The organism is Carboxylicivirga sp. (assembly GCF_982718395.1).
The window spans coordinates 1-14,427 of sequence record NZ_CEXQWX010000087.1 but is presented as its reverse complement, the minus strand read 5'-3'; the positions used below and the strand labels follow the sequence as shown (position 1 = coordinate 14,427).

Sequence of the window (14,427 nt, the reverse complement as noted above, 5' to 3'; positions counted from 1 at the left end):
AATTACCTAAGGGATAAACCATGTTACAAATGTCACCTGCTTTTAATCGTCCCATCAGGCGGGTTCCTTCACCAATTTCCTGAATCAAAAGTTTCATGGTATTGGTCTCCATATCAACATCGTGAATTGAAATTGGTCGTCTAAGGAAAGTATTAGGGCCATTATCAACCCTGACTTCTACAAATTGTCCCGGTAGCATTGCAGGTAATTGTCCAGGATGTTTAAGGGTCAGTACGACATACTCGTTGTTTAAGCGTTCATTATGAATGACCTTAAAATCGTCGATGTACTTCTTCATGTATCTTAATAACAATTAATTATTGTGCATCAGTCTTAAGTGATTTACATTTGTAAATACCTTAAAATTGGACAAAGATACCAAAAAAAGTGAGTTTTATAGAAGATATATTGGCTTTGTTATCGAGAGTTCACCTTGGTTGAGCTGGTAGCTCTTTACCAATCAGATATACATACCTTTTTTAAGCAACATTCAACTCTCAGGACGATATTCGACAAAGCTCTTATCCTTATAAAAAATGATAATTCGCTCTATCTGTTTAGACTCATCGGATGCAATTTGAGGAATCTGAGGTGGTTTAGGTTGTTCTTTTGTTTGATATTGAGTTGTTTTTTCCTCTTTCAGCTCTTTTGGAGGCATTTTAAAGCCTGTTTTGGGCTTAATACCAAGACTTAACTGTTCACTTTTATTAGTACCAATTTTACCTCCTATTAGCATTTGTCCTTGTCCCGTAATTAACCAGTCACCACTAATGTGAGGAAATTGAGTTAATAGTTTATTCAGAAAATCTACACTGGGTTTATTTCGTCCTGATAATATGTGAGATACGCCAGAACGCTGAACACCTATTTTATCAGCAAACTGGGATGGCGTTAATTGCTCATGTTGTATAATGGCTTCAATACGTTCTTTCATGTGTATATAATTTGCTTTTCAATTGTCACATGGAACTCCCAAATAAATTTAATCATCCTTTGCTGTGTCAAGCTGGATAATCAAATGTGCATGGTCGTTTCATAGGTTGATAATTGTAAATAATGTGACAAACATGTATTATACAAATGTAACGAGAGCACAATTAATAAAAGTACACATTTGTATAACTACTTATCGGTGACAAATGTAACTAAAGCAAAATTAACTTACAAATGTTTGCAAACAAGAAATACATAAACCTCTATAAATACCTTAAGATCTTCGGTTATCTTGTACACAAACTATTTTCACTGTAATCCCCAGTGATATGATACTTAAAGTAATTATATTAACCATCAATTAATGAACTAAATGCAGCGTCACTATATATGTGATACGACAATGATTTAGCTCCCTTTATCCCATTGGTCTCAATTATACAGTCTTTGTAAATAGCAGGTAATTAGTGATTTGTAAAATGTAAAACTATAGATATAGGTAATTTCTATAAAATACTGGTTATTAAAACAATAACCCATTTACAGGCGATGCATAATTGTGAAAATGCATAAATATACACAGGATTTGAGACAGTGTTTATGTATTACTCTACTTGAATCATATATATAGCTGATATATAGAGTTATAAAATATTATTTAAGGTGTGGTTACGTTCATGCATATCCAGACAGCAGCTTTCAAAATTGATTACATCTTTAATTATTAATTTGATATATCCAGAGATATTAAAATTACAAAAGTGTACAAACTGGTTTATAAAATGCAATTACAGATGTAAATAACAAATTATTCTCACTCCCCCTCTATCAGTTTACGGATGTAAATCGGTAAACAAGGCTTCAATTTCTAAATGAATGAAAGAAATTGAACTTCCTTCGATGATGAATGTAAAATCAGGAAATTCAACTTTTAATAATTCTTTATGACAAGATATTAAAAGCTTAAAGAAACAATTCTAAAGCTTTTAATTATTGTTCAGTTAAGACTGATCCCTTCAATCCTTCAATTTTCCGTTTCTTGGTCCTAAATTAAATAATGCGTTATTGAGGCCAGGGATTAAGATCTTATGGTTGATTTAGAACAGAAGATTTTCTAACGATGTTAATGAAAGCGAATCTTGTTTTATAATAGATAAAAAAAGGGATGACCATAACGATCACCCCTTAAAAATTGAGCAATAAAATATCTATTCAAATTCACTTTTTAATGCCTCAACCCATTTTTCGATACGTTCGGGGCTTAAGGCTGCTTGGTTTTCAATATCCAGCGCTAATCCGGCAAACTGGTCACCCCTTTGTGCAGCACTACTTTCAAAGTCATAGCCTTCAATGGATGTCAGGCCGACAATTTTACCACCTCTTTCCTCTAAAAAATCAGCCATCAGGCCAATGCCATCCACAAAATTCTCCGGATATCCCTTTTGATCTCCGCCACCAAAAATTGCGAAGTTCTTTCCTTTAAAATTTTCATCTTCAATGGAAGGCAAAAATTCATCCCAATAATTTGGCAGCTCGCCATCAAACCAGGTTGGAACCGCCAGAATATAATTAGTAAACTTCATAAAGTCTTCACCGGTCGCAATATCCACATCAACGGTTTCTGTATCTGCATCCAGAAGTTTTGCAATTTTCTTTACCTGTTGGGCTGTTTTAACCGATCGGAAACTATAGATTATACCTGTTTTCTTCATAATACAAATTCTTTAGTAAGCTAATAGTTCTTTGGCTGCATCCATTATGCGTTGATTATTTGGCAATACAGCTGCTTCAAGCGTACGGTTAAAACCAACTGGTGTAAAGGTAGATCCAACCCTTTTTACAGGAGCATCCAGATGCTCAAAAGCTTCATCTGTAATCTGAGCAGCGATTTCACCACCAAATCCGCCAAACACCTTATCCTCATGAACTACCAGGGCCTTTGATGTTTTCTTGATCGATTCGATAATAGCTTCGGTATCTAAAGGAACAATTGAACGTAAATCAATCACTTCAATCTCACCTAATCCTTCTTTCGCAAGTTGATCAGCAACTTCCACACACATATGCGTGGTATTACCATAGGTTAATATGGTTAAATCCTGACCATTACGACGGGTACGCGCCTTTCCAAAAGGTACTTCGAAATCTTCAGGAACCGGACTGGCAGCTTTAGGAGCATTATACAGCGCTTTCGGTTCCAGGAATACAGTCATTCCTTCTGAACGCATACTGGTTCTTAACAAACCTGCTGCATCATCGGCGTAAGATGGATAAACGATACGAACTCCAGGGAAAGTTGCCAGAGCTCCTTCAATCGTTTGTGAGTGGTATAAACCTCCGCCGATATATCCACCGGAAGCTAATCGTACTGTGATATTTGGAGAAAACTGACCCTTAGTCCGCCAGTATTCATGAGTGGTTTCCACAAACTGCTCCATGGCCGGCCAGAAATAGTCAGCAAACTCTGCTCCTTCAACCACTACGCGAATATCCTTGTTGTAGCGTACCATACCATTTGCCGTTCCCATTATGAAGTCCTCGGCAATTGGAGCATTAAACACACGTTTTTTACCAAACTCCTGCTGCATGCCTTTGGATACGTTGAAGATACCTCCCTTATCCTTATTGGCAATATCCTGCCCCCAGATGTAGGTATCCGGATTGTGACGAAACTCCGCTTTCAGAGTTTCATTTAAACCCTGAATCAACTTCTTTGGTTCACCATCTGAATTGTGAAGCCCTTCCGGGTATTTTGTTGATACATAAGGCTCAGGAATCACAAAGTCATGGATTGACTCAGGAGTTGGATGTGGAGCAGCCATACCTTTACGATGAGCAATTTTCACCTCCGCTGCCACGTCTTCTTCGATGGCTTTCAGATCTTCTTCAGTTGCCCGGTTATAGCGCAATAATAAACGACGGTACTTTGCCAATGGATCATACTCCTTCACATAAGCCAGCTCATTATCATCACGATATAAATCATGGCGGTCAGAGTTACTGTGCGAATGAATACGCACACAGTTGGCTTGTACAATAACAGGCATTTGGTTTTCTTCGGACCATTTGCTTGCTTCGAGCATGGCATTCATCGAATCAAACACATCCTTACCATTACAATAGATCACCCGCAGGTTTTTCAGACTCTCAAAGTTCTTAGCTACTTTACGATTGGCAGTCTGGTCTTGCTTGGGTACCGAAATTCCATAACCATTGTCCTGAAAAATAAAGACAACCGGTAATTGTTCTTTGGAAGCACCGTTTATAGCTTCATAGACATATCCTTCTGAAACAGAAGATTCTCCTTGTGAGCTATAAGCAACACCTTTAGCTTCGTATGTTTTAAGAGCACGGGCTAAACCAACTGCATGTAAAGTATGGTTACCTGTACATGATGACACATTGTGAATGTTCCACTCCGGCTTGGCAAAATGGTTAGACATATGGCGGCCACCACCCGCTACATCAGCATCTTTAGAAATACCATTGTAAATAATCTCCTCAGCTGTTAAACCCGCTGAAACATTGGTCACAAGGTCACGGTAATACGGGAATAGATGATCTTTCGAACGATCAAAAACTTGTCCGATAGCCAGTTGAATACCATCATGACCAGCAGCCGGAGCATGATACGACCAACCAATGGCCTGCTTCAGGTAGTTGGGCGCTTTTTCGTCAAGTGTACGTCCCAAAAACAGAATTCGGTACCATTTTAACAAGGTCTCCTTTTCTGTTTTTTTGATGGAATGTATCTTAGGAATATCACTCATATGAATTATTTTTTTGTGTGAAGTGAGAGTAACAGCAGTCATTAATCAACTCCCGTTACTTCGGGTTGTATCAATTATTAAATCTCTCGGTCAATATCAAAGGCTTCCAGGTAATCGCCAATACGACGCAGGAAGCTGCCACCCAATGCACCATCAACAATACGGTGATCGTATGATAAGGATAGGAACATTTTATGGCGAATACCAATCACATCACCTGTAGGTGTTTCAATAACAGCAGGTTTCTTCTCAATGGAGCCCGTTGCCAGAATAGCTACCTGCGGCTGATTGATAATTGGTGTTCCAATGACATTTTTGAATGAGCCAAAGTTTGTAATTGTAAATGTACCTCCCTGAATATCATCAGGAGATAGCTTATTAGCCCTGGCATCATTTGCTAAACGGTTAACATCTCCCGTTAATCCAACCAGGTTCTTTTGGTCAGCATGCTTAATTACAGGTACAATTAAATCCCCTGATGGTAATGAAACGGCCATTCCCACATTAACATCTTTACGAAGAATAATATTATCACCATCCACAGATGCATTGACTCCCGGAAAATCACGTAAAGCTTTAGCAACTGCTTCAGTAATAATTGGCATGTAGGTAATTTTCTCACCATATTTCTTCTGGAAGGCATCCTTCATTTTTGTGCGCCACAAAACCATATTGGTAACATCAGCTTCAACCACACTGGTAACATGCGGAGATACTTGCTTGGACATAACCATATGCTCGGCAATCAGTTTACGCATACGTCCCATTTCAACAATCTCGTCCTGAGCAGATACTGAAACATGAACTTTATGCTCTTTTGGTGCTTGAGTTGGTGACGTTTGAACGGCTGATTTTGCAGGCGCTACAGTTGTAGGCTGAGGTGCTTGTTGCCCTCTGTTGGCAATGTAGTTCTGCATATCGTTTTTAGTAACACGGCCATCTTTACCGCTTCCAGGAATCTTTTCCAGTTCATCTGCAGAAATGCCTTCTGTTTTGGCCATATTTCGAACAAGTGGAGAATAAAACCGATCCGAATCTGCATTAATTGATTGAACATCAGATGCAGCTACTGTTGTTGCTATTGGGGTTGTTTCCGGAGCCGACTCTTCTGTAGAAGAAGCTGCTTGATTTGGCTCTTCAGTATCTTCTGCACCTTCAAGAAGAATGACAGCAACAGGTAATCCCACTGCTACTACATCATCCACCTCGTATTTTATTTCTTTTACAGTACCGGCCACGGGTGAAGGAATCTCAGAATCTACTTTGTCTGTTGCTATTTCTAACAAAACATCGTCTTCCTGAACGGTATCTCCTTCAGAAACAAACCATTTAGTAATAGTTGCCTCTTCGACACTCTCGCCCATTTTCGGCATTAAAATTTCAAATGTTGACATATGCTTCTATTTATTATTCTTTCTATTGCGGTTCATATTTTGGTATTATTTATACCAAATCTAAATACTGTGATTAAAACAAACTTTTTTATCGAAATGTTTTGATGCTAAATTGCAATCTCGACATTACAAAATACACCTTCACTAACAAGGATTATTCGGATTTGTTTATCTTTTATTCCTGAAAGTCTGTTAATTTTATAGAACAGATCATAAACAACTTCATTACTCATCAGAATAAGAGTGTTTTAGCCACATGCATGATTGTTGTCATTAGGATAGAAATGAGGATATCTATCATGTTTAGGAACTTGGTGAATTATAGACTTTTTGCTTTATTTGGGCGAATATTTTGAAGTATACAATTCAACAGAAAACAACTCAATTTATGCAAAAAAAGTATCTGATGTTGGTATGCGCTGTCGGCCTGACTATGGGTGCCTGCCAAACACAAACAGCTAAAAAGGAACTTATTAAGCCTGTCTTCTCGGCTGAAGATATGGATTTGACAGCCAATCCGGGTGAGAACTTTTACCAGTATGCCAATGGTGGCTGGATGAAGCAGCACCCACTCCCCGATGATAAAAGCCGCTTTGGCAGTTTCGATTTGTTAGCCGAAGAAAGTAAAGAAAAAGTAAAAGTGATTATTGAAAAGGCAGCTGCAGAAAAGGGTGCAGAAGGAAGCCTGTCTCAAAAAATTGGTGACTTTTACAATTCAGGAATGAACATTGACCTTATCAATCAAGCTGGCTATCAGCCCATCTTACCTTTATTGAATCAGGTTAATAGCATTGATTCTAAGGAAGGGGTTGTTGACTTTATCAGCGAGTTACAGAAACAACAATTTACGCCTTTGTTTTACTTCTATGCATCAGCTGATCAGAAAAATAGTGAAATGAACATTGCCGGTATTTACCAGGCAGGTTTGGGAATGCCAGATCGAGATTACTACCTGACAGAAGATGAAACATCTGTGAAACTGCGCGAAGCTTATACTTTATATCTTACCAAGTTGTTTGCTTTAAGCGGACAGGCTGAAGATGATGCTGAAATAAGAGCAAATGATGTGATGGCTTTTGAAACCAAGCTGGCTAAAGCATCGAATACGCGACTTCAAAACCGGGATCCTCACGCTACTTATAATAAAATGGATGTTGAAGGTTTAAATGAATTGGCACCGCAGTTTCCATGGAACCAATACTTAGCGGGTATCGACATGCCTTCGCCAGGTGAAATAAATGTCAATCAGCCTCAGTTTATTAAGACTGTTGCCGAAATGTACGGAGACGAAGAACTTGAAACATGGAAGAATTTCCTTTCATCGGTGGTATTAAGAAATACAGCTACATATCTTAGTGAGGACTTTGTGAATGCCAATTTTGCATTTTATGGTGAGGCTCTTTCAGGAAAAAAAGCGATGGAACCAAGATGGAAGCGAGTGCTGGACCGTACAAGTGATGCCTTAGGCGAAGCGGTTGGTCAGCTATTTGTTGCTGAGTTCTTCCCTCCTGCTGCCAAACAACGCATGGATAACCTGGTTGAGAATCTACGCATTGCATTCGGACAACGCATTGACCAGTTGGAGTGGATGAGTGATGAAACCAAGAAAGCCGCCCACGAAAAGCTGGCAGCTATCCGTGTGAAGATTGGTTACCCAAGCAAATGGCGCGATTATTCGACCCTTGAAATCACAGCTGACTCATACCTGAATAATATATTGGCCAGTAACCGTTTTGATTTTGCACATGACATGGCAAAAGTAGGCAAGCCGGTTGATAAAGAAGAGTGGCACATGTTCCCGCAAACCGTAAATGCTTATTACAGCCCTGTTGGTAACGAAATAGTATTCCCTGCTGCCATTCTGCAGCCTCCTTTCTTTTACCTGGATGGCGATGACGCAGTGAACTATGGCGCTATCGGTGTGGTGATTGGTCACGAAATGACACATGGATTTGACGATCAGGGGCGTTTATATGGAAAAGATGGTAATCTTGAGACTTGGTGGACAGAGGATGATTCTGAACGTTTTAATAAACGAACTAAAATATTAGTGGATCAATTTAACCAGATTGAAGTATTGCCTGGCACTTTTGCTGATGGTGAGTTGTCGTTGGGTGAAAACATTGCCGACCTTGGTGGATTGGCTATTTCATACCAGGCTTATCAGAATGCGATAAAAGACAAAACAAAAATTGCCGATATCGATGGATTTACTGATGAGCAGCGTTTCTTTTTGGGTTACTCACGTGTTTGGGCACAAAACATACGTGATAAAGAAATATTACGACGTACAAAGACAGATGTTCACTCCTTAGGTATTAACCGTGTAAACGGACCACTACCGAATATACAGGAGTTTTACGAAGCATTTAATTTAGACAATACAGCTGCTTTGTTTATTTCTCCTGAGAACAGGGCTACTATCTGGTAAAAGCATATTTAGAAGAAAAGTAAAGATCGTATCTTTTAATTAAGGTGCGATCTTTTTTATCTGCCCATTTTATTTGGTATTATTGATATGACTGCAGTTAGAGTTTATAATCAAACCCTTACACCTCTCTCCTTTCCAAACCCTTGTCAGTATTGAATTTTCTCTGCTTTTTTAAACTTTTTTATTTGCGTATTAGATCAAAATACTCTTTCTTTGCACCGCATTTGAGAACAATGGTTCACAAACAAAGCAAATAATGGTCTTGTAGCTTAATTGGATAGAGCACCTGGTTACGGCCCAGGAGGTTAGGGGTTCGAGTCCCTTCAAGATCACAAAAGCACTTAATCAATTGATTAAGTGCTTTTTTAGTATTAAATACGCATTAACTCTCAAAAAAATAGAAAGGCTGTAGAGGCCCATAACCTGTTTGGTTGTCATGATAGCCGGGATGCGTTGCCATTCGAAGCAAATGATTTCTTAAATCTTCGTTGTTGTCAAGAGGTGTTTCATTGTGGTGAGCCTGATTATGTTTTGATTTGATCAAGGCAGCTAAGCCTGCAATAAATGGAGTTGCCATTGATGTGCCGCTTAATTCGGCATATCTACCTTTTTTGTATGTTGACCAAATGTTACTACCGGGGCCCATAAAATCTATTTCTCCACCCCTGGAGCTAAAACCGGAAGGCAATCCATTAATATCATGGGATGCAACGGTGATAACTCCACCATAACGGCCAGGATAGCCAATGCTGTTTCGGAACAATGAACCATCGTTCCCCGCTGCACAAATAACGCAAACACCATGGTATAAAGCATATTGTATAGCCTTATACAATTCATGATTAGAGAATTCGCCTCCCAGGGATAAAGAGATAATATGTGCTCCATTTTCTGTAGCCCAATAAATTCCGTCGGTTATCCACGAGTAGGAACCGCTGCCATTGTTGGCTAATACCTTACCTATCAGTAATTCTGACTTTGGTGCAACGCCTACAAAACCTACGCCATTTAAACGGGCACCAATGATGCCGGCACAATGTGTTCCATGACCGTTTTCATCTTCAATACCATCACCAGTAAAATCATGGGTATCTCTAATTGCAGTCTTTAAATCAGGATGATCCCGATCTACTCCCGTATCAAGAACAGCTATTCTTATTCCTTCTCCCATGGTTAAACGCCATACATCAGGAATACCAAGTATGGCTCCGGCCCAGTTAATTCGTTCAGGAATCTGTTTGGCCAATTCCCCTAACTCATCCACATTTTTAAGCGTTCTGCCAACCTTTATTTTGGGCATCACATAATCGGGTTTTACTTCTACTTTCGACCTTTTAATTGTTCGCGTTTCCATAATGCTACTTTTAAGTTGATTGTTGTATGATCATCAAGTACTTCAGGACAATTGTAAACCTCACGTCTACTCCATTATCATGAAATACAGAGAATAATCGGACCTTCTGTAATAGAAACAGATGTCAGGAACCATTATATATCACCGATTAGTAGCAGATAGTATGGACAAGCATTGAAAGAAAGTATTTTCGCCAGCAACTAGTTGCCCATATAAGATCGCTAGCAAAATTATTACAGATTGGTGTCGCTGTCAAGTACATAAAATGGAAATTACCCAAATGGATTTGGAATGGTACTTATTAAGCAAAGACCTAAAAAAATTATAGTTCGAGTGCGATCTAATATACTTGAAGGCTGATCGGTTGATCCTATTTAGTTGATAGAGCACCTAGTTACGGCCCAGGAGGTTATGGGTTCGAGTCCCTTCAAGATCACATTAAAGCCTGTAAGAATTAATTCTTACAGGCTTTTGTATTTTTAGGGTGTCAATAATAGTGTTAAATATTAGTCATTTTCAAATGACTATCATCCCAATCCAACAAAGAATTTTCCACCATTGATTGAATTAAAACTTAGAGCATTTCCTCCAACATTCAATTGAGTCTGATCTCCTTCAATGTTAAATCCTAGAGGCTTTAAGTCTAGTTTCGTAATAATTAAAGCACCTTCTTCATCAACATACGAATCAAGTATGACTGTATTTGCTAATTGAACAAACAATTTATTGTCATGTGCAAACACTTGAAGTGGTAAATAATTTGACCTATTTGCTGTTACTGCTTCGTTCCATATCCCATTATTAAGAACATTAATCCAACAAATGGGTTTATCATCCCCTTGACCTATTAACAATGGTGGATTATCGTTTATCCCAAAAAAGTATCTAACATTTTCAAGGTTATTACTACATAGATTAACCTTATTAAAGGGTATATAGTTTGAGGGTATATTTATATTATCCATTACTTCTAAATTTCAATTTAAGTTTATCATCAATATCATCAACTAATGCTTGCCTATCTACCTTTGTTATTTTAAATCGTTGATTAAACCTTGTCTTGTAAATAAGTAAACCAACTGCCCAAAGGGCCAATAAACAAATAGTAACAACAAACTCTGAAATATCTAGTTTTTTAATTTTTTCAGTACTATTGTGCTCTATTAATAGTTTAACAAGTACATTTATAAATCCTATAATCCAAGCTCCTAAAATCACAGTTATTAAACTGTATAACCAATCAACGTTTCTTAGTATTAACCATTCATCAGGTCTCAATATATGGTGTTCAACAGGCAGTTTGATTGAAGCCTTTGATAATACTTCACTAGTATCAAGTTCGTTTATTCCAAAAGCAGTTTCTTCACCTTTAAGATTCTTCTTAATATGCGTAATAGGTTCGGGCATAGTTAATTATTATATATGTATTAAAATAAATCCCTTTACAACAATACAAGACTGCCTCAAAGAATTTTAAGGTTAAAAGTATAACATATCCTTTAATTCACAAATCTTCTTTGCTATTACAACATTATTGCGTGATACTCTTCAAATTCCACGCTTTTTATAAACTCAATTGTATCAATAGCTAAATTAGTAGATGATAGATCTATCTTTTTTTAAGGTTTTGTATGTAATTGTATTTAGCACCTTTTTCCCCAGTCACAATACCTTCCTGCTACAACAGGTCACCTTGTGACCCAACCCGATGATGAGCTGCTACAGTAGAACTGTATTATTACTTTTCATGATGGATTCTGGCTACGCTACAGGTCCTTCGGGCCGTTCTGCATCGATGCCTGCGGCTGTACAAGTGGTTTGTGCTGTGTCAGATCAAGTCTGACAGCTGTACAGGTAGGTGATGCCTGGCCCGAAGGCCACAGGCTGCTGCAGGTGGGTGTTTGTCCGTACCCGAACTAGTTGTACTGTAGCGGGAGTTGGTCGTGAAAAGTCAGAAGCACTTGTAGTGCAGCAGTAGGCCGTCAGGAACTGACAAAGTAACTTGTACTGCAGCTAATGTCGATCGTGTCGCGACCAATGGAGGTCTTTTACAGGATTTAATTGCTGTTGTATACTGTTGGTTAAGCCTTTATGCCAATAGACAGTAGGTAATATTATTGTTCTTTATCATATGTAGTTCAATTGAATTTATTACACATCATAAAAATACCTCTGATCCCTTATACACAAAGGAAAGACCACATATACTGACCAGTATGGAATAATATAAATATCAAAATAAATTAGTTAAATATTTGCTTTGACAAAATCTATTATTACTTTTAATAACATATTAACAATTTAAACCATTACAGAATGGCAAAAATCAAACTCCCTACAAATGACAATGCACGTTTGCAGTTTCTTAAAAAGTGCATCAGTGCCGCAACTAATGACGAAGAAGTTAATGCTAATCCCTCGCTGTTTCCAGATGAATTGCTGGACAAGGGTAAAACCATCACCCCGATCTTCTCCGAAAAGTTAGGTAAGATCAACAGTATACTCAGTCAGCGATCAATTGAAATAGATCAAAAACAGGAAGCTTTGGATGATTTAAACACCTGGCTTCGTGATTTCTGGGAAGTATTACGCCGCCGAACCATGCGTTTGGATCACCCGCCACAGGTGCTAACCCACTATCAGCTGCCATTAAATGGCCTCACCCCTAAGCTTTCAAGAGAAAAAGATATGCTGGAAATTACCCAGCGAGTGATTGATGGCGAAGCAACCGCAGTGGAGCAAGGCTATCCGGCCATGCTGAACCCAACGGCTGCCGAACTACAAACGGTATTGGACAAGGCCTGGAAAGAGGTGAACGATGTACCCCTGGCCGATGAAGCTTATGACAAGGCACAAGAAGACATTGCTGATTTGCGCAGTGAAGTGGATGAACTGATTCGTGATATCTATGATTACCTGAGTTTTAACCTGCGTAAGAAAGAAGGTGCGAGCCGACGCCGGATCATGCAAAATTACGGATTCACATTCCGCTATTTAAAGGGTGAGCCCATCGACGAAGAAGAAATCAGTATGAATTAGTTTTCCATATTTATAGTTTAGTGATAAAGAGTGCCTCGGTTTAAATATAGACCGGGGCTTTTTTAGAAATATACATTAATCAATGTGTTACCACATGAGTAGCTATGATAAAAATACTTTACACACTCTATAAAATCACCCATTTCATAAGGGTCTCCAGACTATTACCATAGATTGTTCTTTTGCTTTGGCATTCTGCGCTTGATATCATCAAAAGGATTCGTAGAGATCACAAGAAAGGGGCTGTCCACTTTGCTTTTCGGACAGCCCCTTTGGTATTTTATAGCAATTGCGTAATACGCTTAGTTATTATACCGCTCGTTTAGTTTTTTAACAATGGCCCAGTGCTTTTCGTTTAGTGAACCAATCTGAAAGAAAGTGACACCACGAGCTCCATTTTCGTAGGCAGCAATGATAGCTTGTTCAAACTCATCATAGTTTTCGCCATAATGTCCAACCAGGATACCTGTAAACAGGTGTTGACCATCTTTCATTTCTTTAACGCCTTCGTTGGTTGAAAATCCAACCCAACCTACATTACCATCGTGGTCTTCTTTATATACCATCGGAAAGAAATAATCCAGGTTCCAGCGTCCCCAGTCCTGACGCACATATTCACGAGCCAGTTGAGGGAACGGGAATACAGCTGCCGATGCTGCTGTTCCTTCCTCATGGCAAATGTCAATACACTCTTCAACCAATGAAGTGATGGCATTCATACGAAACTGCTGCCACGCTGCATTTTCCACCTTATCTTCCATATCCATCGGATCTATGCCGAAAATCTCTTTGTATTGTTTACGAGCATTAGGGTGATAACCAAAATCATAATCGGGCAACAGACGATCTTGCTTTAATTTACCTCCTTTATATGGATATTTCTTTTGCAGGTTGTTTCCTAAAACAACATCGACATAGCGGATGTAATCGAAATGAACAGATGCCAATCCTTCAATTTTTGCTTTTTCCCTAACACCTTTTTTGATGTACTCCCTTGCTCCTTCTGAGAAAGGACTCAGGAAGTTGTAATAACCAACGTAAGGATTAAAATCGCGACAGTTTTGGCCAAGAGCATTCACAGAATACCATTCCAGGTGCTCGCGGCATTCTTTATTACCACCTACATTCATCATCCAGTGCCAGGCATGTATCCGTATATTATACTCAGAGCCTAAACGAATCAGCTCTTCCAGTCGCTCATTTCCAGCTCCGGGCAGCAAGTCAGTAACACCTGCATCAGCCCATTTTTTCAGGGTTGCCAACTGTTCGGCTTCACTCCCCTTTGGTGCTCCCCAACCAGAGAAATAAAACTTTTTTTCGCTGTAAACTTTAGAGAATTTGCTTTTCTTCGGCTCTTTGGCCCATGTGGGTGCAAGAAGTGCCAAAGCCATTATCAATGTTAAAACACGTACCATAATATAAAAGTGATTTATTAGAAACTGTTTAAGTTTTATCCTTCGGTTTATTTTAGTGAATTAATTCCTCATACTACTGCAAAAATTCTTT

11 protein-coding genes and 1 tRNA gene are annotated in these 14,427 nt (G+C 38.7%); 3 read left to right on the top strand and 9 right to left on the bottom strand.

What is annotated here, in order from left to right:
- The 5 genes from AC4MRQ_RS15625 to AC4MRQ_RS15605 all read right to left on the bottom strand — a co-directional run.
- A partial coding sequence (locus AC4MRQ_RS15625) for a ferredoxin reductase domain-containing protein (protein ID WP_491198628.1) occupies positions 1-298 on the bottom strand: 298 nt, incomplete at its 3' end.
- A gap of 192 nt (positions 299-490) precedes the next feature.
- On the bottom strand, positions 491-934 hold the full coding sequence (locus tag AC4MRQ_RS15620) for a helix-turn-helix domain-containing protein (protein ID WP_491198627.1): 444 nt from the start codon (positions 932-934) through the stop codon (positions 491-493).
- A gap of 1,207 nt (positions 935-2,141) precedes the next feature.
- A complete protein-coding gene (locus AC4MRQ_RS15615; protein WP_491198626.1) occupies positions 2,142-2,645 on the bottom strand; it encodes a flavodoxin in 504 nt (167 codons plus the stop codon).
- Between the two features lie 12 nt (positions 2,646-2,657).
- Entirely contained in the window at positions 2,658-4,703 is a 2,046-nt protein-coding gene (locus AC4MRQ_RS15610) for an alpha-ketoacid dehydrogenase subunit alpha/beta (RefSeq protein ID WP_491198625.1), read from the bottom strand.
- Positions 4,704-4,780: 77 nt separating this feature from the next.
- Complete coding sequence (locus AC4MRQ_RS15605; protein ID WP_491198624.1) at positions 4,781-6,097, bottom strand: dihydrolipoamide acetyltransferase family protein; 1,317 nt, start codon at positions 6,095-6,097, stop codon at positions 4,781-4,783.
- Between the two features lie 388 nt (positions 6,098-6,485).
- On the opposite strand from AC4MRQ_RS15605, the gene AC4MRQ_RS15600 reads away from it, so the two are divergent.
- Together AC4MRQ_RS15600 and AC4MRQ_RS15595 are read left to right on the top strand one after the other, a co-directional pair.
- Entirely contained in the window at positions 6,486-8,528 is a 2,043-nt protein-coding gene (locus tag AC4MRQ_RS15600; RefSeq protein ID WP_491198623.1) for a M13 family metallopeptidase, read from the top strand.
- 258 nt (positions 8,529-8,786) lie between these two features.
- Positions 8,787-8,860: transfer RNA gene (locus AC4MRQ_RS15595), tRNA-Arg, on the top strand.
- A 50-nt stretch (positions 8,861-8,910) separates the two neighbouring features.
- Here AC4MRQ_RS15595 and AC4MRQ_RS15590 read toward each other — a convergent pair.
- The 3 genes from AC4MRQ_RS15590 to AC4MRQ_RS15580 all read right to left on the bottom strand — a co-directional run bounded on the left by AC4MRQ_RS15590 (position 8,911) and on the right by AC4MRQ_RS15580 (position 11,289).
- Positions 8,911-9,882, bottom strand: a complete 972-nt coding sequence (locus AC4MRQ_RS15590; RefSeq protein WP_491198622.1) for a S8 family peptidase — start codon at positions 9,880-9,882, stop codon at positions 8,911-8,913.
- A 527-nt stretch (positions 9,883-10,409) separates the two neighbouring features.
- Positions 10,410-10,847, bottom strand: coding sequence for a hypothetical protein (locus tag AC4MRQ_RS15585; protein ID WP_491198621.1), 438 nt, complete (start codon positions 10,845-10,847; stop codon positions 10,410-10,412).
- Positions 10,840-11,289, bottom strand: coding sequence for a hypothetical protein (locus AC4MRQ_RS15580; RefSeq protein WP_491198620.1), 450 nt, complete (start codon positions 11,287-11,289; stop codon positions 10,840-10,842). Before AC4MRQ_RS15580 ends, AC4MRQ_RS15585 begins: the two co-directional genes overlap by 8 nt.
- Before the next feature lie 909 nt (positions 11,290-12,198).
- Here AC4MRQ_RS15580 and AC4MRQ_RS15575 point away from each other — a divergent pair.
- Complete coding sequence (locus AC4MRQ_RS15575; protein ID WP_491198619.1) at positions 12,199-12,921, top strand: hypothetical protein; 723 nt, start codon at positions 12,199-12,201, stop codon at positions 12,919-12,921.
- A 302-nt stretch (positions 12,922-13,223) separates the two neighbouring features.
- Here AC4MRQ_RS15575 and AC4MRQ_RS15570 read toward each other — a convergent pair whose 3' ends face one another.
- Complete coding sequence (locus AC4MRQ_RS15570; protein WP_491198618.1) at positions 13,224-14,336, bottom strand: family 10 glycosylhydrolase; 1,113 nt, start codon at positions 14,334-14,336, stop codon at positions 13,224-13,226.
- Between the last annotated feature and the right edge of the window lie 91 nt (positions 14,337-14,427).